We start from the raw sequence: 19,898 nt of genomic DNA, 5'->3' as shown, positions 1-19,898 counted from the left end.
GCATCAACAAAACACAGCAAACGTTCGTAGAAACATGCTTACAGCCCGGTATGCGCCACCACTATTCACCGCTTCTATCTTCCACAACCGTGAGATGATCAACATCCTGCTCATCTTCCAGCGACAAAGCCAGCGATGGACACAAATCAACCGCCTGTTTAACACTCTTCAGCAGATTCAGGGAAGGATGCTCATCTAAAACCTGCACCACCCCATCTTCATCTCGTTGTCCAAACACCTGCGCGCAGGTCATTACACATGATCCACTGGCAATACATTTGTGCGTTGAAGCAATCACACGCATCGCATGTTCTCCTTACCTCTATCATCCTGCCAGGACTCATGTTCCAGCAGGTACGGCGGCTAACCATATCAGTACACACGTAATGACTGATAACTGCTTTTTTTAGTATACCATTGTTTTTAACTTTATGGATGTTTTTACATATACCGATGACGGCAATTTGTTTCCAAATGAAAATTATAGTCCATTGTGCATTTGACGGCATAAAAAAGAGATGAGAATGCATTCATAGTGAAAAAAGAGGAGGCCAGTTGGGGCCGCCGAAGCCATACGGGTGGCGGCCTCCCTGCTCCTGGCGCATGCCTATGCTATCGCCTAGCGGTCGATCATAGACATGACGGTCGGGTTATAGCGTGGGCCGGAGATCTTTTCTGGCGCGAGCGCGTTGTCGAGCGCGCTCATCTGGGCCGCGTCGAGCGAGACCGTAGTGGCGGCAATGTTCTCCTCCAGGTATTTAACACGCTTCGTGCCCGGAATCGGCACGATGTCTGGTCCTTTGTGCAGCAACCAGGCAAGCGCAACCTGTCCCGGCTGGACGCCGATTGAGCGAGCTATCTCACGCACCGCCTCTGCAGCACGTACGTTGGCGTCGAAGTTCTCGCCCTGGTAGCGTGGGTCGCCGCGTCGGAAGTCACCCTCGGGATATTCCTCTGCTCGTTTGACTGCACCGGTCAGGAAGCCACGGCCAAGTGGTGAGAATGGCACCAATCCAATGCCAAGCTCACGAAGCGCTGGAATGACGTCCGCCTCCAGATTCCGCTCCCACAGTGAATATTCGCTCTGCAGTGCCGTGACGGGATGGACGGCGTGGGCACGCCGAATATTGGCGACACCTGCCTCGGAGAGGCCGAAGAAGCGTACTTTGCCCTCTTTTACCAGCTCGCCCACTGTGCCTGCCACATCCTCCATCGGCACAGCAGGATCAACGCGGTGCTGATAGAGCAGATCGATATGGTCGGTCTGCAGACGCCGCAGGGATTCCTCGACCACGCTGCGGATGTGCTCTGGACGACTATCGCGGCCGGTGCCTGCCTGCTTGCCGTTTTCGATGCGGAAGCCGAACTTCGTGGCGAGGATTACCTGGTCGCGCCGCCCCTTGAGCGCCCGACCCAGCAATTCTTCATTAGTGAAGGGGCCGTAAACCTCGGCGGTATCAAGAAAGGTGCATCCAAGCTCAATGGCGCGGCGAATAGTGGCAATAGACTCCTTCTCGTCCGCAGGGCCATATGATGTGCTCATGCCCATACAGCCAAGGCCGAGTTCCGAAACTTCCAGGTTACTGTTTCCAAGTTTGCGCTTCTGCATGTATCTTATCTCCTGCCTTTGCATTCAAAGTCACAACAATTGTTCTTCACGATCAGGCCTGATATTGTTCGTCACTGACCTTTTCCATCCAGTCAACGGTCTTGCCATCAAGCTTTTCCTGAATGGCAATATGCGTCATGGCCGTGGTTGCTGCGGCACCGTGCCAATGCTTCTCACCCGGCGAGAACCAGATCACGTCACCCGGTCGAATCTCCTCGATTGGACCATCCCAGCGTTGAGCACGGCCATAGCCAGCCGTTACGATCAGGGTCTGGCCCAGTGGATGGGTATGCCATGCTGTCCGAGCACCAGGCTCGAAGGTGACACTGGCACCGACCACGCGTGCCGGAGCGGGTGCCTCGAACTGGGGATCAATGCGTACTGTGCCGGTAAAATATTCAGCCGGTCCTTTACCGGAAGGCTGCGAGCCACTTCTTTTGATATCCATTTTCTCAATTCCTCCACTATATTTACAAAAGCAAAACGTCATGTTCTCTATCTGGTGATCATTATAGATGCCTTGGAGCACCAGGCGATAGAATGATTGTCGAGAATGATTGTAGTATTCTGCAAATTTTCTCATTTCATTCTTTCCAGGTCCTGACTGGCCAGTGCGAAATCATATCCATGTGGAAATGTTAAGAGGATGGAATGTGGACAGGATTGCCAATAAAGAGCAAGGAGGCAATCAGCTTTGTATACGCACATTATACTGAAGGTGTGAATAGTCATTCCCCCCTTATTACAGATTTGCTTGAACATCCAGATAAACGATACTGATAATAGAAAGGAAACATCTCTCATGGCAACGTCAACGTATATGGTGCAATTTACGTACACATCTGAGGCCTGGGCAACAATGATTCAGAAGCCACAGGACCGCAGCATTCCCAGCCAGGAGCTAGTGCAGAGGCTGGGCGGCAGACTGCTCAGTCTGTATTACGCTCTGGGAGCATACGACGGCGTAGCACTCATCGAGGTACCCGATGATATTACGGCGTCCGCAGTAAACCTGGCCGTTAAGGCCTCGGGCATAATGAAGGTAAACGAGGTGACCCGGCTCTTTACTATGAGCGAAGGGATGGAGGCGATGCGCAAAGCGGCCGGCGGCGCATTTGCGGTTCCAACAGCTTAATATGTAAGGGTTCAACATATGAGCCAGCAGTCATTCACAGGTAACCGCTTCCTCACAAGCAAAATATCATGAGCCATTTCCGGTTCATCTAATAATTGAGGATCAACACTAATTTTTGCTTGCTGCAAACCGTTCTGTTCTATCATCGTCTGCTCTTTCATATTTCTTAGTAAAACCATGTAAGTTATGTCGAATCTTGCACCAGTTGGACAAATTGCTGCAACTCATTCATGTTCAGATCCGAGACCGCCCAGAAGGTCAGCCCTGATTTTGTCCAGTGAATGAGGTGATAACCCTGGGGGGTGTTTGTTTCCGTTTCACCCCCTATGTTTTGTGTTGACGGCCAGATGAAGAGATTAATACGATGTTGTCGATGCTTGTAGACGAGGGCTGCTACCGGCTGGTTATTCAGATAATCCAGGCGCCCACCAATCAAGGGAAATCCCTGGGCTGCCAGATCGACTACTGGAGGTGAGAAATCAAGTTTTCCATTAAACCATGGTTTGACGGTATGCTGGTCAGACGATGGGACATCTACCAGATGATTTGCCATCAGTGAGCGCACATGACTGGCGAGCACCTCCTGTTCTATGCGAGTGTCACCAGAAGATGTGGGCCAGAAATGAGTAACCCCCCAGAGCGAAAGAAGGGAGGCAAAGATCAGCATAGCCGCAACACTCAGCATACGCCAGGACGTCACGTGAGAAATAAATGAGGTTTTATTGGCTTTGAGCACCGAGGACCTGATGCGCTTCTGCAACTTCTCAGGAGTCTGAAAGTAAAGAGAACTTGTTTTTATGGCCGTTTGGAGCTCCTGATAATTATTGTAGGCTGCTAAACAAGCAGTACATGTCTGGAGGTGCTGCTCAACCTCTAAGGTGTCAGCCAGATCCAATTCTGCATCCAGATATGCGTGGAGAAGACGCTGCGCCTGTGTACAATTCATATCATTCCTCTTCATTCATGTGAGCAGCAAGATAGCGCTGAAGCCATTTACGTCCACGTGCCAGACGAGACATCACGGTCCCCAGGGGCACATGAGCAATGATGCTAATCTCCTTATATGATAATTCTTCTATTTCTCGTAAAATGATTACTTCACGAAACTCTACAGGCAACATTTCCAGGGCCTCTCTAAGCCTCTGCTGATCGATACAATGCACATGCAACACTTCTGGATTCAGGGTCTCAGCTCCTATATCATGAAGTTCTTCCTGAAAAGGTACTGTTAATGGATCGGTTTGGTGCTGTTGCAGCCAACTGTAACAGGTATTACGTACAATGGTCAGCAACCAGGCGCGACTATCGCCGCCACGAAAGCCGTGAAAAAATCGAAAGGCTCGCAAGTATGCTTCTTGCACGATATCTTGCGCATCCTGGTCATTATGTGTCAGCCAGCGAGCCAGATTGTATGCTGCATCCAGATGCGGCAGGACGATTTGTTCAAAACGCAAGCGTTGATCGCGCTCTTGCACTTCCTTTCCTTTTATCCTCCACTAGAAAAGACTGATAGGATCGTGATTTTATTCCCCCCTATCCAGGTAGAGAAGATTCCTGGCCTTTTCATTTCCATCTGGTCCGATGATCTTTTGTAGATGAGTCTGCATGCTCTACACTTTTTTATGTATTCATTACAGGAATAAGATTACCATATTTTTATACTTATAATGCAGTGCTTTTATTTTTTGCGATTACAGAGGGAATATTTTTTTCAAAAAACAGTCTGGGTAGGTGAAAGGAAAAACACCCAGGGAGATGTGCCTGGACAACCAGACCACAGAACCATGACGTTTCACAGCATCTCCCGACGATACGATGGACACGATCTGTCCAATGAGAAGAAGGAGAATTTTGATGAATAAGGCACTCGCAATTGAGACGACAGAACATGCATCTGTTGCGCCCCCAATGAATAGTCTTGTAAAGGGATATAGCCTTGTAAGCGCGTCTGCGTTCACCATTATCGGCATCGTCATGCTGGCCCTGGCCCTCTTGACACCTGCAAGCGTCATCTTCAAAGGGGGTTCTGTTGTTGACAGCCTGGGCATACTTTTCAAGGTGGCCGAGATTGTTTTCAGCTTTGGTATGCTCCACGCTGCTCTCATGCTATGGCGTGTGGTTTTGAATAAAAAGCCTGCGCCTCATGGTATCGGGATACTTCCTGGGGACGGCGCTCTGGCAAATGCGTTTTTCTACTTTGGTTTCGCTATGACAGCGTTTCACCTGGGCTACGCTTCCCAAGCAATCGCTCTCGCGCAGTTCATCACGGTCCTGGTGGGCCTGTTCTTTGGTGCCGGTGGGCTGGCCTTATCGGGGTTTTCCAGGCCTGCTCGCCCAGCAGGGCACATCACATTTCCACTCATGCTCCGTGATGGCGTCATCCTGATTGTCGGAACCATCCTGATGGCGATTGCGTTGGGACAACTAGCGGGACCAGCACTCAAGCCGCCGCAGTGGAATTGGATCAGCTTTTTAGGGATTACCGTCCCCGGTATGTTTCTTCTCATGGGTCGTGAAACCGTCAAAGCACGTTTAGAGACCTGGCAGGGCCTGGCAAGATTCCCAGGTCTGCTTCTCACAGAGACCCTCCTCGTCCTTGGTTTAGCGATCATGTTGTACGGGAGCTACGCCAACTTGACGCTGGGTGTCAATGGCTATCAGGTGGGGCCAAAAGGGAATGCGGCCGGGCTGATCTTCTGGATAGCGGCTGTACTCATGCTCCTGGTGATACGTGGAGCCTACAAGATAGCAGTTTCGCACAGATACAATCGCGTCGGCTACCGAATGATAAGTAAACTCCTTTACGTGATGGCGATAGTGATCTTCATCTACGGCGAACGCTCCTTCCTTTCAGGCCACGCACCGCTTTTCTCTGTTGGAGGGGCCGCTCCGGCGGCTGCACTGATTCTGGTTGGAGCATTCCTGATACTTGTTGTAGGTAGAACTGCTGCTCAAAAGGTAAGTTTGTCCTATTCCAGTTCTAGTTGAAGAGACGCGTAGGGACGAGGCTTGCCCCACCCGGGCTTGCCATCGTCCCAGAAGGAAGTGGTGCATCATGGCCAAAGCGAACGAACTTCACCACAAGTATCCGCTGATCAATTCGTATGGCGTCATCGGCGATTGTCATTCGGTGGTTCTGGTATCACCGGAAGGGTCTGTAGACTGGGGATGCTTCCCGGATTTCGATAGCCCGGCCATCTTTTGTCGCTTGCTCGATGCAGAGCGCGGTGGCTTCTTCCAGCTTGCGCCGACAGATAGCTCGCTTGTTGGATCACAGCACTATCTGCACAGGAGTAATGTTCTGCAAACCCGCTTCGCCAGTATTGCTGGTGAAGTGGTGCTCACCGATTTTATGCCGGTAGAAACATTGAGCGCCTGGCCATATAGAGGCATGGATAATAATACCTGTGCGGAGAAGGATGGTTCCTGCCATAGTCTGGTGCGTATTGTTGAATGCACGCATGGTGAAATAGCGTGCACCATGAAGCTCAAGGTGACCCCAGATTATGCCGCTGCACCCGGTGAGGTGTCCCTTGTGCCCAATCATCTGGGAGCACTCATTTCCAGCGGGCAGCAACATGTGGCCCTGGCGATTGTTGGTGCTCATCTGCTGCCATCATTTGCGATGGAGGTCGTACAAGAGCCAGAAGAGTGGCACCCAACCATTCAGGCACAGTTTCTCTTGAGTGAGGGCGAGCGCTTGTGCTTTGTGATTGGAATAGGGCGTACCGCCCAGGCTGCTCGTCGGCTCCTGGAGCAAGAACTGCCCAGACGCAACTTTGAGGCGGAGCTAGCACATACCCTGCACTGCTGGCGCACGTGGCTTGCCAGTTGCGCCAGATGCACCTATATGGGACCATATGCGTACTGGGTAGAGCGCAGTGCGCTTGCTCTCAAGTTGATGACCTATGCTCCCACAGGAGCGATTGTGGCGGCACCGACGACATCGCTACCGGAGAATGTAGGCGGTGGGCGCAACTGGGACTATCGGTTTACCTGGTTACGTGATGCCACCTTTACGCTCTATGCATTCAACATCCTGGGCTTTACAGAAGAGGCTCACGCATTTGTCCACTGGTTGTGTCGTCTCTCATGTGCCGATGGCGAGGATTTGCAGATCATGTACGGTATCCGTGGCGAACGTGAGCTGACCGAGCAGCAACTGCCTCATCTGAGCGGCTATGCTGGCTCCAGCCCTGTGCGTATTGGGAATGGCGCGGTCCAGCAGCGACAAATGGATGTGTTTGGTGAGGTGCTAGACTGTATCCATCTCTATCGTCGTCAGGGTGCCTTTGAGCGCTACGGCGAAACGTTGGAAGGTCCACTATGGGCGATGATGCGCTCGCTTGTTGACCACGTCTGTACCCACTGGCAGGAACCAGATAATGGCATCTGGGAGGTGCGCGGTGGTCCACGGCATTTTGTCTATTCGAAAGTGATGTGCTGGGTTGCTCTGGATCGCGGAATTCGCGCTGCCGAACAGCTCAACCTGGAGGCTGATCTTCCCCGGTGGATAACTATACGCGACCAGATCCGGGCAGATATCCTGACGCGGGGTTACAATACAAGAGTCGGTGCTTTCACGCAGTCATACAGCGACACGACGCTCGATGCCGCAAATCTCTTGTTGCCACTGGTTGGCTTTATTGCACCGGACGATCCACGCATGCTCTCAACCGTTGATCGCATCATGGAAAAGTTGACAGACAAGCATGGCTTTGTCTATCGGTACCTTTCCGAGGATGGCCTGCCAGGTGGAGAGGGAACATTTACCACCTGTACCTTCTGGCTGATCGACAATCTGGCGATGCAGGGCTGTGTTGATGAGGCTCGTTCGCTTTTCGAGCGTCTACTCACGTATGCCAGCCGTCTGGGTCTTTTCTCTGAGGAGATCGACGCTCAAAACGGCATGGCTCTAGGGAATTATCCGCAAGCCTTTACGCATATTGCCCTGATCAATAGTGCTGACAATCTACAGAAAGCAGAAATTCGTCGCGCTGAGTACCATACCGATCCAGTTATTGCAGCCTTTCACCAAACAGCAAAAAGATAAAACACATATCAGGAGGAGATTATGCAGCGAACCCACTACGACTTGACTATCATTGGCGGGGGCTCAGCTGGCCTCACTGCCGCCCATCTTGCGCAGTCTCTCGGTGCCAACGTTTTACTGATCGACAAGGAACGGCTGGGGGAGATTGTTTGCGGTACGGTTGTGTACCGAGCAAGAGCCTGATCCATGTGGCACACATAGTACAACAAACCAGGCAAGCAGCACAATTTGGATCGATCGCGACATGCCAGAGTGTTGATATGGCAAAGATCAGCGCTTCTATCCAGGGTGTGATTCAACGTGTGAGCGATGCGGAAAAGACCTACACCGAAGGCACAACCGTGGCATTTGGACACGTCTCATTCACATCATCGACAACACTGCTTTTGAATGATGAGGAAATAAGCAGTCGTAGCATATTGGTCGCTACCGGATCACACCCCGCAATACCACCGATAGAAGGACTGCAAGCGACAGGCTATTTGACAAATGAGGATGTATTTGACTTGACAGCCCTGCCAGAATCACTTGTGATCGCGGGAGGGGGTCCTGTTGGCATAGAACTGGCACAGGCACTTGGTCGGTTGGGCACCAGGATCACCATTATTCAGGGACCAGAACGTCTGCTACCACGCGAAGATCCTGAAGTTTCAGAGACGATTGCAGGCATCCTCAAGTCTGAAGGCATTGATATCATCACGAACGCACGCGTAGTTAGAGCCTACCGCAAGGGTGCGAAGAAAGTGATCATGGCTCAGCAAGGGGAGCAGATGATGCAATTCGAGGCTGATGAGCTGCTCCTGGCCCTGGGTCGTCAGCCCAATATAGCACACCTGAATCTGGAAGCAGCAGGAGTTCAGTATAGTCAGAAAGGGATTCAAGTCAATGAGCATCTGCAAACATCAGCCCCAAACATCTTTGCCCTCGGAGATGTGATTGGAGGCTACCTCTTTACCCATGTTGCCTCATATCACGCCGGGATAGCCGTGCGTAATGCTCTGGTTCCATTCGCAAAGAAGAAAGTGGATTACCGTGTCGTACCATGGGGCACCTTTACCGAGCCAGAAGTGGCCCGAGTCGGGCTCTTACCCACCGAAGCAGAGCGACAATATAAGCACGTACGTATCATCAAATTCCCCTGGTCTCAGATCGATCGCGCCCAAACGGCGGATGCAACGGCAGGTTTTATCAAATTAGTCCTGGCTGGAAAAAAAGAGCAGATCGTAGGCGCACATCTGGTCGGAGCAGGTGCAGGTGAACTGTTGGGGGAAATAGCCCTGGCCATGCAGCATCACCTAACCATCAAAGCTATCTTCAATACCATTCACCCCTATCCCACCATAAGCACAGGGCTACAGCAAGCCACCTTTGAGGCATATCTCACCGGAGCAGAAGCCGCCAGCAATCGTACGTTCATACGCCTGCTCTCGACCTTTCTACACACATAAACTTGCGCAAGCCCGCGCATTCATGCAGTGAGTTCTGATGAGAATGACACACAAAGTGAATAAATGCGTCTGGGCGCGGGCTTGCGCAAGCTTCACAGGTGTTTTTTGCTTTCATCGTGAAAAATCAGGCAAACGATCCCGTTTTGACTTCTCCCGCACGTTTGAATGTCGCGATAATCACTCCACGCGGGGATGTTTGAGATTCAATCAGGGTATAGGAAGCAGGAAGAGTTCCTGTATCAAACAGACGTTTTCCTATACCGAGAGTTACAGGAAATATTTTGAGCCAGAATTCATCGATCAGATCATGCTCCAATAACGTCTGAATAAGATTGCCACTTCCGTGTACTTGTAAGTCAGGACCATCCTGTTGTTTGAGCTGCTTAATTTCATCCACAATATTACCCTTTAAAAAGACTGACTTCTTCCAGTCGTGGGTGGTAAGCGTATTTGAAGCAACATACTTGGTAGCGTTGTTGATGCCAGCTCCTTCTTCCTCATGATGTGGCCAATAGGATGCAAATATCTCAAATGTTTTTCTGCCTAATAAGAGATCAAAGGGCTGGCTCATTTGCTCTTCCATAATCTTACCAAGCACATCATCAAAATATGGAACGGTCCACCCACCAGATGTGAAACCACCAGTCGTGTCTTCCTCAGGACCACCGGGAGCCTGCATAATGCCATCAATGGTGATAAAAGATAGGACGATGAGTTTTCTCATGATGCATTGTCTCCTATGGTATGTGCGTGATTTCTCAAGCCGCAAGTCAAAACTGTATATATGTGACTGCAGCGGTATCTCTTGAAAGAGCATATCATGCGCATCCTCAAAAAACTTCTTCAATCTTGCTCATCTTCTTGAACAGAGCGGGCGAAAAGATGTAGTACCGGCGGCGCTTGCCACTGCAACCTCTCCACGTACGAGCGAACGCCAACTGGTTGCAGCGGCAAGCGCGAATACGTTTCGTTAAACCCCATCGGGAAAGAAGAATAATCTTCTCATGGAGAATAGGAACGTGATTGCCGGGATGATGTTGATGAAATCATTTTTTGCCGATAAAACGTCCCATCACCTCAAAGGAGCAAGAAAAGCAAAGATGATCGAGCTACAAACTTTGCGGTTGATTTTTGCTACACTGTGTCTGGTATGCTGTTGATCTTCACTTCCAGACACGCTTCTTGTTCATTCCAGATTGTTGCTGTTTGCAGTTGCGTACATAGCTTTTGCATCCTTGGGCATCGATGACATGCTGCTCTCCATTCCTCAACGACACATTCCAACATGGAGCAGGTGACTTCAGCATAGTAGCTTTTAGCAATACGCCAGCGGAAGGCATTTATCTGTTCCAGTGGAATGTGTTCTCTTGTCTGGCTCACCTGCTTCTAACTGCGATCTCGGATCCCCTGTTCACCTTCTTTGATAGCACAATGGGCACTACTTGCTTCTTTTCTACAAGATGTGCCGGGGGCTAATGGGATCAAAACAGGTTCAAATGCAACATCAACTGACTGGTGTATGGTCTTCTCCGCCTATCGCAATGGACACTTACTCATCGGTGCTGAGATGCAGGCTCACTCACAACACCAGATTTTTACAGATGCCGCAAATATTCTCAATCAGTAGACGATCAGCAAAGTTATTTTCAACTGTTGGGATTGAAAACAGCGTTGAGGCAAGGTTCAAAGATAGCACCAATGGAGGTAACTGGTGGCACATGGATATGAGCCATGCCAAAAATATTGGCAATGAGGTAAATATAGCTGGCTACCAATGGAGCAAAGACTACGAGGTAGAGTTTGCTCCATCGGCAACATCATATTATCGCGTTACGTTGTAGATACCAGCCATGCCACCCATCATGTGATCGGTGACGTGGCAATGATAGAGCCACTTACCCGGATTATCTTCGACGAAATCGAAGGATGTAGCAGTCGAGGGTCCCAGCAGAATGGTGTCGGTGAAACGGTTGCCCGCCTGATTACCGGAGGCCCAACGGTGACCATGGACATGGAAGACATGGAATTCTTTGCCCAGTGCCCCCACATGCCAGCGGATCTTTTCACCTACACGCGCGCTATAGGTTGGCGTATTGCCTGGATAGGAGGCTCCATTAAAGCAGTCATAGTCCTGCGAGAGCGTGGGTACATCGGCCTGATACAGGTCATGCAGGAATGTGAAGAACTCACGATCAACCTTAGGCGTCGAGGTATCAGTGAGCACGATAAAACCAAAGAGTCCGAGCTCGGCCCCTCGTTCCATTGTCATATCTTTCCCCACCGGCAAAGAATGATCATGATATACCCAGGTACCCATAGAGTTCTCATGGACCTGCCACTCATAGGTATAGGACTGATGTACCTTGATTGCCGCCCCCGGTCGTGGATCAGCCGCGAACCAGCCACCATCATTGTCAGGCGTGTAGAACACCCCATGGGGATGCATACTATGGGCATAGTTATAGTGCGTATCATTATTGCGAAAATGCACGCGAATGGTATCGCCCACGCTACCACGCAAAATAGGACCGGGAATGCCTGTATTGGCCCCGATATCGTTGTTGCCAGCTAAAGGTTTTCCCCAGCCAGGCGTGTATGCACGGTAACCAATCGCCCAATAAGAACACTCGTGGGGGTCGAAGTGCATACCCATTAATCCATCGTGTCCAGTTGGTACCAGGTTGTGGTTAAATGAATCGGCCTGGATCCAGTATTCCCGTAACTTCCCCGGTGATGCCACAAAAGTTTGAGTCGTGTTCCCGACCGCAGCATTGATGGTGCCATTACTGGCCAGGGTAATCGCGCTTACTGCTACCACCGAACCACCCACCACGGCCGCACCTTTTAACATTTTACGGCGCGATACACCTGTTGACTCTTTTGCCCCTGATGGTACAACACCTGGCATAGGTGGAGTTGGGGTATCAGAGGGAGAGAGTCTTTGTTCAAATTTACTCATTTTTCCTCTTTCATTCAAAAAATTTGAATGGAATTACCCGGGTGAATGCCGTACCACGGAGCGACATTGATGCAGGTAGGGAGTCACTAATAATAGTCTACCCGTGTACTTCATATAAACCCTCATGTACAATAAAAATACAACTGCTTTCACGTATAAGAATGTTTTGTTAAAACGATCCATCTAGATATGTAAAACATCCCTATATAAGCATATATAATTATACATCGTTTTTTTTAAACAGTGTTATTTTTACAAAAGAAAACATGCAAAACAGCTTGCCGGCCAGGACTATATGATGCTCCTCTATCTGGCACCTCATCAGATGCTTGCAGGATGATCTTTTTGTCCTCCAGAAGGTTTTCTAAGTATCTACAAATATATTTTGAAGAGCATCCTTATACTAAAAAAAGTGATGAATAATAGTTTCATTGCATCGAAAAATAACGCATCATGTATTTTATGAATAGGAGACAGCTATGTTACGCACCCTTTTCCGGTTTTTCGCGGTACTTGTGTGTAGTACTGCCATAATAACGTCCGGGACTGCATTTACACATGCTGCTAGGCGCCCACCGCGTCATTTTCCACCGACTAACTTCCCACCGACTAACTCTACACAGACTAACTTTCCACCAACTAACGCTCCACAGGCCCCTCTTATCGTTGTACAAACTGCAACCGCAATGATTCCTAACAATGCCGCTCAGGATTTAGCTGCTACATGTCCTGCAGGCAGGATCGCTACTGGTGGTGGTGGTGCTATTGGACCAGGTGGAATCGCGGGGGGATTTATTACCACGACCGGCCCATTTCCCGCAACTAATAATCCTACAGGATGGCACGTTATTGCGGCGAATGCATCAGGTGTCACCCAACCACTCACTGCCTGGGTACTTTGCATACGCAGTTAAAAATTACAGGTTCTACCAGCCAGGGCAGTCTCGATATACCCACGCACGAGGAAATTATCCCACTCTTCCAGGTTTCAAAAAATTTCTCAAAAAAACGTGTCAGGTTTTCGCGCAGGGATGCGATAAGCTATATGTAGCAACCTTTCGCTAACAAGAAAATGCTATACTCTTGAGAAGAAAAGAACCTGACCCCATTGATTTACCATCGGCAACCTGCTGATGGCTCTTGGCCTGCTACCCCTGCTGATCATACACGATAAAAGCTCACTCTGGATACTGTGTACTGTTTGTAATGCTGGCAGCGCAATGCCTGGGCGAGGGAATCTTTGGCATTATGCTGGTGGTCTTTGTGAAACTGGTGTTGAACGGAGGATCAGCAGTCTACGGAATATTGCTCGGGGTCCAGGCAATTGGCAGCCTGCTGGGTAGCCTGGTGATAGGGCAGTTTGGCAAACGTGTCACTCCGGTGCGTTTGCCAGGCGTGTGTACCTGCTTCTTTGGCCTCATTGATCTATTGATTATCGATCTACCAGTGTTTGTGAAGGGAGGCGTGTTGCTGGTCGGACTGCTCTTTGTTCTGGTCGGCGTTCCAGGTGCCGGAATGCAGGTAAGCAAACAAACGCTCTTCCAGACACTTGTTGAAGATCGCCTGCGCGGACGCGTCTTTGGCGCGATCCAGGCCGTGAGCGCGCTGATGTTATTTGCTGGTATCATCCTGGCTGGTCTGCTTGGTGATCGCCTCGGACCCGTGCTGCTGCTCAATATTCAGGGCAGCATCTACTTTCTCACCGGCGTCCTGGCCCTGCTTACACTGGGCAGAATGCTGCGAAAAATCTTTACGTACAAGCCGTAGCGGCTGCCTTCGTCGCTGCGACCCGTACCGGCAGCCTTTAAGGCTAATACTTTTCGGTTAGCGAGACGTGGAGAGATGGTTCGACGTGACCAGCAAGCCAGGTGTACGTGGAGAGGGCGCCACACGCGGAGGCCGCACTGCGACGTTTGCGCAAGCCAGCGTACAAGAACGACTTCGCAGTGCTGTGGCGCCTACACGGATCCTGTTTCGTGATCCTCCCCGTACCGGTGCAGAGAGGATCACGAAACAGGATCCGTCTCGGTGTAGGCGCCACAGGCATGCGCTGCTCGTTGAGCCCCTCGCTCCACCATCACGCCGCATGCCGGCCTCCGCGTGTGGCGCCCTCTCCACGTACTATTTTTATGGCCACAAAAGCGCTTCAACGAAAAATATTGGCCTTTAAGGCTGCCGGTACGAGAGGCGGCTTTCGCTTACGCCGACTGGCCACAGCTGCTACATGGTGGCGATGCTTACTGGCGAGCTGCCTTCCTTTTGTACTTGCTTACAGCCAGCTCATGTGCTTCGGTCAAAAGTTGCCGGACTTTCGTTGCAAACATTTCCTCGCCAGGGGTGAGCACACATACCCAGAATATGTGGCCATACTCGGGATGTGTCAAATCCCTTGCTGCTTCTGGCATCTTTTTATCATATCTGGCTTACCACGCGAGAAGGTTTCCGGCAGCACTTTTTGGACCGGGTCTTTGATTCCAGCATATATCACATATCATCTTTTTCATTCCCTCTGGTCATTTTAGCGTTTCCCTATACTGATTTTAAACAGCGAAAAACACATATGAGTACAGCTAATGATGGTTTTTCATAAGAGGAGCGTTTCATGCCTTTCTTCTTACCCAAACACATACGTGCTCGGGCAAGTGCCAGCGATGAAGAACACATCCAGGAAAGTGTCGCATTATTAGCGATAAAGCGTCCCCACTGGCTCCTGGCGGGACTCCTGATGGTGGTCCTCATAAGTATCATTGGTGGTATCCTCTTTCACCCATTGTTGGCCGTGTCTTATCAGAATCCACTGGCCATGCATAAACCAGTTGCGAAAACCGTACAGGCATCTGGTTTGCTGCAAGTCCCGTTTATAATCTGGTTTTTCGGGTGCATGGTAAATTACTGAGATTGATGTCAGGTTGGCAGAAAGTGTACGAGCAGGTGCTGGCTCGCTCGATACACGACCTTAAAGAGTGAGGTAGTTGCTGCTCAGGTGAGCGTCAATGCGGCGCGACATAAATTAAAGGCATCACTCTTTTACCATAGGCTAGCATTAAAATGGATTGACGAGAATGTGCGTGTTGCTGAGCAGAATTTAATGAGGCCTTGCAATCATGATGCACAATACAACAGGCAAAGGTAAATATTGCTGCGAGCAAACGGTACTGACAAGTGATGAGATCCTTGCAATCATGATGCCACAATACAACAGGAAATATTGCTGCCGCAAACGGTACTGACAAGTGATGAGATCCTATTAGCGCGATTGAAAACCAGACGGACAAACAAATTAAGAATGGTCACGCACAGCTCAAGTTGAGTATTGTGAACTGTATGGTGAATTTCCCCATTGATACAGCGACCCCCACAGAGCAAACTGATCCCAAAAACACTGATCCTCATGGCGGCACAGCTACACCCCCGGCAAGTCCTGCTCCCCCCACTCATATTACTCCGACCCCTATTACTCCCACTCATATTACTCCGACCCCCATAATGACAGATGCTGCACTCTCCAATTTGCCGAGTGATACGGGGAAGAGTACTGATAGCTCACAGACGCAACTACAACGCCTGAGGATTTGTCTGAATGCGGCTCAAGCACAGTATCAACAAGTAGTGGCTGATGCCCATGCACTGGTCGTGGCGGCTAAGGCGCTGGTCGAAAAAGATAAGGCAGCCCTGCAACAGGCGTATGCAAATGCCAGAGTGGCGGTAACAGCTACCCGGGGCCGCGTCAATGTTACTCGGCTTGAAATTGCCCCGGCAATTGACAATCCTCTGCGCGGAGAGACCACCAGAGATGTCGCAGAAGATGAGGGATTGCTGGCAGAGGCGCTAGCGCAGCTCCATGTGGCCCAAACGAATCTGGCGGAGGCGACACTCATAGCGCCGCAGGATGGAGTTGTAACCGCCATTAATGGCACGATTGGAGGGCAGCCTGCTGCTCCAGTTAATAATGTATTTGGTGCACCCAGTGGTGCCCCAGTCTTGCCATTCATTCAATTGGTCGATCTTAGCCGGGTTGATCGCATCTTGCTCAATGTCAGCGAAGTCGATATTATCAAAATCCGAATTGGACAGCCAGTCCAATTTAAGCTCAAAGCATATGGGAATCGCCAGTTTAGAGGAACAATAGAAGCAATCGTGCCGAATGCAGTGACAACCAGTGGAGCAACGTTCCCCACTATTGTGCACATTGATCCGGCAAGTACACGAGGGGTTGTACTCTTTCCGAATATGACAGCGGATGCAACGATCGTGATCAGATAAATAAACAAGCGCGATACTGATCGGTTTGATAAAAGAGATGCTATTAAATACTACGTTGCCTGTCTATTTGACAGGAATGAATTATATTATAAAGGAAAGCCGCATTCCTCTCAAGTTATTTGCCACTTTTATAATTTTTTCGCTGTTCATGGCCTTATGGCACGTTACATAACAGATTCCACATCGTAGTATATACATGTATGATATCTATAGTATCTCTATCATCACAAATAGTCCTATAGATGCAGAATCCTATTTTACTTTCATCACTTGAAAGCCTGCATCACAGGAATGTCGTCTCTTCATGAAAGGAATATTGTCATGAATCGTATTCAGTGGCCTTTTTTCCGCCGCCGCAATACTCTCCAGCTAGAGCAGGAACCAGCGCAGCAACCAGCGAGTTCAGTCTCTGTCGATGATCGTGCTCGCTTGATCGATACACCATATTTCTTACCCAAGGATGCGGAAGAAGATACGCGTCTGAATTTTCAACACCGGGCACTCTATGCGGCCATGGGCAATCACTATCTCGCACCGATCAAACCCGAGACAACCACAATCCTGGATGTTGGTACGGGTACTGGCATCTGGCCGATTGAGATGAACCGTCTCTTTCCCGAGGCACACATTATTGGCCTGGATGTATCATCCTCGTCTTTTCAATACACATCCACAGCAGCGTACACCTTCATGATTGGTGATGTCCTGAAGGGACTCCCTTTCCCGGAGAAACAGTTTGAGTTTGTCCATCAACGGTTGCTTGTCGCAGCTATCCCCACAGCCAACTGGTCCACGGTCATCGATGAACTCATCCGCGTGACGCGTCCCGGTGGATGGATCGAGGTTCTGGAAATTGGTGTCACGATCAAGAATGCCGGACCAGAAACGGCGCGGCTCCTTGCGTGGATGGGGGATCGGAGCAAAGAGCGCGGGTTTGATATGGGAATGGTGTCTCAGCTCGGCCAGTTGCTCACCAGGGCCGGGTTACAGGATGTTGAGATCAACCACATTCCTGCCCCGTTAGGAACCTGGGGAGGCCATGTCGGGTCGATGCTCAAGACAAATGTGTTGAGTGCCTTCAACGCACTCAAAGGTGCCTATTGTACTCAGGCAAATATGAGTCCAGAGCAATTTGATACCTGGGTACAGAGCGTAGCCAGGGAATGGGAGACGCTTCACGCTTCCTATGTTTTCCACGCTGCCTATGGCAGAAGAGCGCCAGACGCATGAACAGTTCATCGCTCCCACACGACCTCAATATCACCAATAAGCAAGCGCAACGCTTGATTTACTATATCCAGGGGTATCGTCGTTTTGCCTGGGAAAACATTGAGCCATCCGCAGAGCGCAATGCCGCACTCCGCGCTCTGCAGGCACTCCATGGAAGAATCGTGAGCAAGATGGATCAACGCGACGAGTATATCATACTATCGCTCATGCCTGAAGAGCATATTGCGATGAAGATGATGGTCAATAATATACTCGGTTACTACGAGATGAGTCCAGCGACCAGGGAACGCGCCTTTGCGACCGCGGACCTCACTGCATTGAAGACCTTTCTCGATGATAAAGCATAATCCACCGCAAGCCGTGGTGGTCTGAACTACCTCACGGCTATACTACTGCGCTCTTTTCTATACCAGGACACGCATATATCATGCTTCAATGACCATCTCCGAGGGAAGGGAGGGTTTCGGGCAGAGTCCCTTGCTATCCCACCCCTCATATGGTATCATCGCTCGCATGCTTAACAAGGAAAGGAAGACTTGTAATGGAATTAGATACATCTTCGTCAATATGGCAGGGAAAAGTAGTACGATTGCGTAGCAATGAGCCCGGTGACTGGGAACGCTACTGGATCTGGGAGCAGGATAGTGAGGCAGAAAGAAGAGATGGTTCTCTTTCTTTTCCGCGTTCGCAAGAATCGCTGAAACACTGGACGCAAGAAACAGCCGTGAGGAAGCAAGAGGGCGATAATTGGGCCTTGCTTATCGAGAACAACGAAGGCCAGGTGATTGGCCGGATTGGCTCACATAATTGCAATCCACGTGCGGGTCATTTCCAGTATGGGCTTGTCATCGCGAAAGAGCATCGACGCAAAGGGTATGCCAGCGAGGCCATTTTGCTCCTGCTACGCTATTTCTTTCAAGAATTACGCTATCAGAAGGTCTCTATTCAGATCGCCAGCTTCAACGACGATTCGGTAGGTCTGCATGAACACCTCGGTTTCCAATGGGAGGGACGCATTCGCAGGGCTATTTTTACCAGAGGTCACTATTTTGACGTTCTCTATTATGGGCTAACGGTAGAGGAATTTGAGGAAAAGCATGCGCACAAGTTTTCCTGATTAAGTATTCGTTTTTTTCTTTTTACGTCATATACTATTATTGCTAATGGATGGCGCGTAACAAAAAAGAAAGGCATTTACCACAAATGGCGACAACATTTCCCGTTGGTGTTGCGATCTTTCCTCCTACAACCCAGAAGGTGCTTGCGTCAATCAAACGAGCTGAGCAGGCAGGCATTCCAATGGCCTGGGTCCCCTCCTGGCCGGTCGGGCCGGATGGCATGAGCATTGCCACCGCAGCGGCGGCCCAGACCAGTAGTATAGGGCTTGGTACTGGCATCTCTATCACGTATCCCTGTCATCCCTTGACCCGTGCCAATGAAGCGATGGTTATGGCCGAACTTGCACCGCAACGCTTTCGCCTGGGGGTTGGCGCAAGCCATCAACCGGCAATTGAGGGTCAATATGGCATAAAATTCGAGAAGCCGCTGGCCCATATGCGTGAATATATAACCGTGTTGCGTGGCTTACTCTGGGAGGGGCATATCGATTTTGAGGGCGACTATTATCGCGTTCATGCTGACTTTTCACCCATGATGACGCCACCTCCACGCTTCCCAATCATGATGGCCACCTTGCGCCAGAATATGCTTCGTCTGGCCGGGGAGATCTCAGATGGTGCCATGCTTATCTGGTCACCCCTTTCATATGTCCGCTCTATCGCCCTGCCAGCCCTGGAAGAAGGCGCACGCCTGGCCAATCGCTCCAGACCGCCGTTGATAGTAAGCGCACCCATTGTCCTGACCACAGATTTTGGCGTAGTGCGCCAGGTTGCGCACGCCGCCTTTTCCGTCTACAAGTCCTTTCCAACCTATAAAAAATTGTTTCAGGAGGCTGGCTACCCACTTGCTGCCGATGGCGAGCTCACTGATGAGCTCATTCATGAGCTTTTCCTGTATGGAGACGAGGATACGATCCGGCAACGCCTCTATGCCATGCACGCCGCCGGTGTGGACGAGGTGATGACAGCCCTCAGTCCCCTGGCAAATTCTGAACATGAAGAACGAACGATTCTGGAGATTCTGGCCAGCATTTAATGCTGACCAGAGTTTCCAGGTTTCAACCATTGATCAGCCATCCCCGA

The 19,898-nt window shown here is 50.2% G+C and carries 22 protein-coding genes; 14 read left to right on the top strand and 8 right to left on the bottom strand.

The window, feature by feature from the left end:
* Nucleotides 1-61: 61 nt before the first annotated feature.
* The 3 genes from KDW_RS20520 to KDW_RS20510 form a co-directional block, all read right to left on the bottom strand.
* Complete coding sequence (locus KDW_RS20520) at nt 62-304, bottom strand: ferredoxin (RefSeq protein WP_151757823.1); 243 nt, start codon at nt 302-304, stop codon at nt 62-64.
* A gap of 315 nt (nt 305-619) precedes the next feature.
* Nucleotides 620-1,609, bottom strand: coding sequence for an aldo/keto reductase (locus KDW_RS20515; RefSeq protein WP_151757822.1), 990 nt, complete (start codon nt 1,607-1,609; stop codon nt 620-622).
* A 52-nt stretch (nt 1,610-1,661) separates the two neighbouring features.
* Nucleotides 1,662-2,057, bottom strand: a complete 396-nt coding sequence (locus KDW_RS20510) for a (R)-mandelonitrile lyase (RefSeq protein ID WP_151757821.1) — start codon at nt 2,055-2,057, stop codon at nt 1,662-1,664.
* Nucleotides 2,058-2,411: 354 nt separating this feature from the next.
* Here KDW_RS20510 and KDW_RS20505 point away from each other — a divergent pair, with 354 nt between their 5' ends.
* Entirely contained in the window at nt 2,412-2,744 is a 333-nt protein-coding gene (locus KDW_RS20505) for a GYD domain-containing protein (protein ID WP_151757820.1), read from the top strand.
* Nucleotides 2,745-2,928: 184 nt separating this feature from the next.
* Here KDW_RS20505 and KDW_RS20500 read toward each other — a convergent pair whose 3' ends face one another.
* A complete protein-coding gene (locus tag KDW_RS20500; protein ID WP_162005446.1) occupies nt 2,929-3,690 on the bottom strand; it encodes an anti-sigma factor family protein in 762 nt (253 codons plus the stop codon).
* Nucleotide 3,691: 1 nt separating this feature from the next.
* On the bottom strand, nt 3,692-4,219 hold the full coding sequence (locus KDW_RS20495) for a sigma-70 family RNA polymerase sigma factor (protein ID WP_151757818.1): 528 nt from the start codon (nt 4,217-4,219) through the stop codon (nt 3,692-3,694).
* A gap of 379 nt (nt 4,220-4,598) precedes the next feature.
* Here KDW_RS20495 and KDW_RS20490 point away from each other — a divergent pair, with 379 nt between their 5' ends.
* The 4 genes from KDW_RS20490 (at nt 4,599) to KDW_RS20480 (ending at nt 9,245) form a co-directional block, all read left to right on the top strand.
* Nucleotides 4,599-5,732 (top strand): hypothetical protein, encoded by a 1,134-nt coding sequence (locus tag KDW_RS20490; RefSeq protein ID WP_151757817.1) that lies wholly within the window; start codon nt 4,599-4,601, stop codon nt 5,730-5,732.
* A gap of 67 nt (nt 5,733-5,799) precedes the next feature.
* The gene (locus tag KDW_RS20485) at nt 5,800-7,797 is read left to right on the top strand and encodes a glycoside hydrolase family 15 protein (protein WP_151757816.1); all 1,998 of its coding nucleotides are present in this window, start codon (nt 5,800-5,802) and stop codon (nt 7,795-7,797) included.
* A gap of 21 nt (nt 7,798-7,818) precedes the next feature.
* Nucleotides 7,819-7,980, top strand: coding sequence for an FAD-dependent oxidoreductase (locus tag KDW_RS34085; protein WP_233097830.1), 162 nt, complete (start codon nt 7,819-7,821; stop codon nt 7,978-7,980).
* A gap of 5 nt (nt 7,981-7,985) precedes the next feature.
* Entirely contained in the window at nt 7,986-9,245 is a 1,260-nt protein-coding gene (locus KDW_RS20480; RefSeq protein WP_233097829.1) for a dihydrolipoyl dehydrogenase family protein, read from the top strand.
* A gap of 124 nt (nt 9,246-9,369) precedes the next feature.
* On the opposite strand, the gene KDW_RS20475 is transcribed toward KDW_RS20480, so the two are convergent.
* Together KDW_RS20475 and KDW_RS20465 are read right to left on the bottom strand one after the other, a co-directional pair.
* Complete coding sequence (locus KDW_RS20475) at nt 9,370-9,969, bottom strand: dihydrofolate reductase family protein (protein WP_151757815.1); 600 nt, start codon at nt 9,967-9,969, stop codon at nt 9,370-9,372.
* 1,098 nt (nt 9,970-11,067) lie between these two features.
* Nucleotides 11,068-12,204 carry a multicopper oxidase domain-containing protein gene (locus tag KDW_RS20465; RefSeq protein ID WP_151757813.1) on the bottom strand — a complete coding sequence of 379 codons (1,137 nt, stop codon included), beginning with the start codon at nt 12,202-12,204 and terminating at the stop codon, nt 11,068-11,070.
* 479 nt (nt 12,205-12,683) lie between these two features.
* On the opposite strand from KDW_RS20465, the gene KDW_RS34080 reads away from it, so the two are divergent.
* The 3 genes from KDW_RS34080 to KDW_RS20450 all read left to right on the top strand — a co-directional run bounded on the left by KDW_RS34080 (nt 12,684) and on the right by KDW_RS20450 (nt 14,374).
* On the top strand, nt 12,684-13,118 hold the full coding sequence (locus KDW_RS34080) for a hypothetical protein (RefSeq protein WP_233097828.1): 435 nt from the start codon (nt 12,684-12,686) through the stop codon (nt 13,116-13,118).
* 292 nt (nt 13,119-13,410) lie between these two features.
* Nucleotides 13,411-13,971, top strand: a complete 561-nt coding sequence (locus KDW_RS20455; protein WP_151757811.1) for an MFS transporter — start codon at nt 13,411-13,413, stop codon at nt 13,969-13,971.
* 85 nt (nt 13,972-14,056) lie between these two features.
* The gene (locus KDW_RS20450; protein ID WP_151757810.1) at nt 14,057-14,374 is read left to right on the top strand and encodes a hypothetical protein; all 318 of its coding nucleotides are present in this window, start codon (nt 14,057-14,059) and stop codon (nt 14,372-14,374) included.
* Between the two features lie 67 nt (nt 14,375-14,441).
* Here KDW_RS20450 and KDW_RS35145 read toward each other — a convergent pair whose 3' ends face one another.
* Nucleotides 14,442-14,609, bottom strand: coding sequence for a DUF6194 family protein (locus KDW_RS35145; protein ID WP_269822493.1), 168 nt, complete (start codon nt 14,607-14,609; stop codon nt 14,442-14,444).
* 197 nt (nt 14,610-14,806) lie between these two features.
* Here KDW_RS35145 and KDW_RS20445 point away from each other — a divergent pair, with 197 nt between their 5' ends.
* The 6 genes from KDW_RS20445 to KDW_RS20420 all read left to right on the top strand — a co-directional run bounded on the left by KDW_RS20445 (nt 14,807) and on the right by KDW_RS20420 (nt 19,851).
* Complete coding sequence (locus KDW_RS20445; protein ID WP_151757809.1) at nt 14,807-15,100, top strand: hypothetical protein; 294 nt, start codon at nt 14,807-14,809, stop codon at nt 15,098-15,100.
* Nucleotides 15,101-15,528: 428 nt separating this feature from the next.
* On the top strand, nt 15,529-16,467 hold the full coding sequence (locus KDW_RS20440) for an HlyD family secretion protein (protein WP_162005444.1): 939 nt from the start codon (nt 15,529-15,531) through the stop codon (nt 16,465-16,467).
* 321 nt (nt 16,468-16,788) lie between these two features.
* On the top strand, nt 16,789-17,697 hold the full coding sequence (locus KDW_RS20435; protein ID WP_162005443.1) for a class I SAM-dependent methyltransferase: 909 nt from the start codon (nt 16,789-16,791) through the stop codon (nt 17,695-17,697).
* Nucleotides 17,694-18,044 (top strand): hypothetical protein, encoded by a 351-nt coding sequence (locus KDW_RS20430; RefSeq protein WP_151757806.1) that lies wholly within the window; start codon nt 17,694-17,696, stop codon nt 18,042-18,044. Before KDW_RS20435 ends, KDW_RS20430 begins: the two co-directional genes overlap by 4 nt.
* Before the next feature lie 194 nt (nt 18,045-18,238).
* Nucleotides 18,239-18,814 carry a GNAT family N-acetyltransferase gene (locus tag KDW_RS20425; RefSeq protein WP_162005442.1) on the top strand — a complete coding sequence of 192 codons (576 nt, stop codon included), beginning with the start codon at nt 18,239-18,241 and terminating at the stop codon, nt 18,812-18,814.
* 86 nt (nt 18,815-18,900) lie between these two features.
* A complete protein-coding gene (locus KDW_RS20420) occupies nt 18,901-19,851 on the top strand; it encodes an LLM class flavin-dependent oxidoreductase (protein WP_151757804.1) in 951 nt (316 codons plus the stop codon).
* Nucleotides 19,852-19,898: the final 47 nt, after the last annotated feature.

Source organism: Dictyobacter vulcani, from assembly GCF_008974265.1.
Lineage (GTDB): Bacteria > Chloroflexota > Ktedonobacteria > Ktedonobacterales > Ktedonobacteraceae > Dictyobacter > Dictyobacter vulcani.
This window is presented reverse-complemented; position numbering and strand designations above follow the sequence as displayed.

Bases quoted from the DNA above. Each gene is read 5' to 3' on its own strand.
- KDW_RS20435 (WP_162005443.1), top strand. From the start codon at position 16,789: ATGAATCGTATTCAGTGGCCTTTTTTCCGCCGCCGCAATACTCTCCAG.
- KDW_RS20520 (WP_151757823.1), bottom strand. From the start codon at position 304: ATGCGTGTGATTGCTTCAACGCACAAATGTATTGCCAGTGGATCATGT.
- KDW_RS20445 (WP_151757809.1), top strand. From the start codon at position 14,807: ATGCCTTTCTTCTTACCCAAACACATACGTGCTCGGGCAAGTGCCAGC.
- KDW_RS34085 (WP_233097830.1), top strand. From the start codon at position 7,819: ATGCAGCGAACCCACTACGACTTGACTATCATTGGCGGGGGCTCAGCT.
- KDW_RS35145 (WP_269822493.1), bottom strand. From the start codon at position 14,609: ATGCCAGAAGCAGCAAGGGATTTGACACATCCCGAGTATGGCCACATA.
- KDW_RS20490 (WP_151757817.1), top strand. From the start codon at position 4,599: ATGAATAAGGCACTCGCAATTGAGACGACAGAACATGCATCTGTTGCG.
- KDW_RS20430 (WP_151757806.1), top strand. From the start codon at position 17,694: ATGAACAGTTCATCGCTCCCACACGACCTCAATATCACCAATAAGCAA.
- KDW_RS20475 (WP_151757815.1), bottom strand. From the start codon at position 9,969: ATGAGAAAACTCATCGTCCTATCTTTTATCACCATTGATGGCATTATG.
- KDW_RS20420 (WP_151757804.1), top strand. From the start codon at position 18,901: ATGGCGACAACATTTCCCGTTGGTGTTGCGATCTTTCCTCCTACAACC.
- KDW_RS20485 (WP_151757816.1), top strand. From the start codon at position 5,800: ATGGCCAAAGCGAACGAACTTCACCACAAGTATCCGCTGATCAATTCG.
- KDW_RS20455 (WP_151757811.1), top strand. From the start codon at position 13,411: ATGCTGGCAGCGCAATGCCTGGGCGAGGGAATCTTTGGCATTATGCTG.
- KDW_RS20440 (WP_162005444.1), top strand. From the start codon at position 15,529: ATGGTGAATTTCCCCATTGATACAGCGACCCCCACAGAGCAAACTGAT.
- KDW_RS20505 (WP_151757820.1), top strand. From the start codon at position 2,412: ATGGCAACGTCAACGTATATGGTGCAATTTACGTACACATCTGAGGCC.
- KDW_RS34080 (WP_233097828.1), top strand. From the start codon at position 12,684: ATGTTACGCACCCTTTTCCGGTTTTTCGCGGTACTTGTGTGTAGTACT.
- KDW_RS20500 (WP_162005446.1), bottom strand. From the start codon at position 3,690: ATGAATTGTACACAGGCGCAGCGTCTTCTCCACGCATATCTGGATGCA.
- KDW_RS20515 (WP_151757822.1), bottom strand. From the start codon at position 1,609: ATGCAGAAGCGCAAACTTGGAAACAGTAACCTGGAAGTTTCGGAACTC.
- KDW_RS20465 (WP_151757813.1), bottom strand. From the start codon at position 12,204: ATGAGTAAATTTGAACAAAGACTCTCTCCCTCTGATACCCCAACTCCA.
- KDW_RS20425 (WP_162005442.1), top strand. From the start codon at position 18,239: ATGGAATTAGATACATCTTCGTCAATATGGCAGGGAAAAGTAGTACGA.
- KDW_RS20510 (WP_151757821.1), bottom strand. From the start codon at position 2,057: ATGGATATCAAAAGAAGTGGCTCGCAGCCTTCCGGTAAAGGACCGGCT.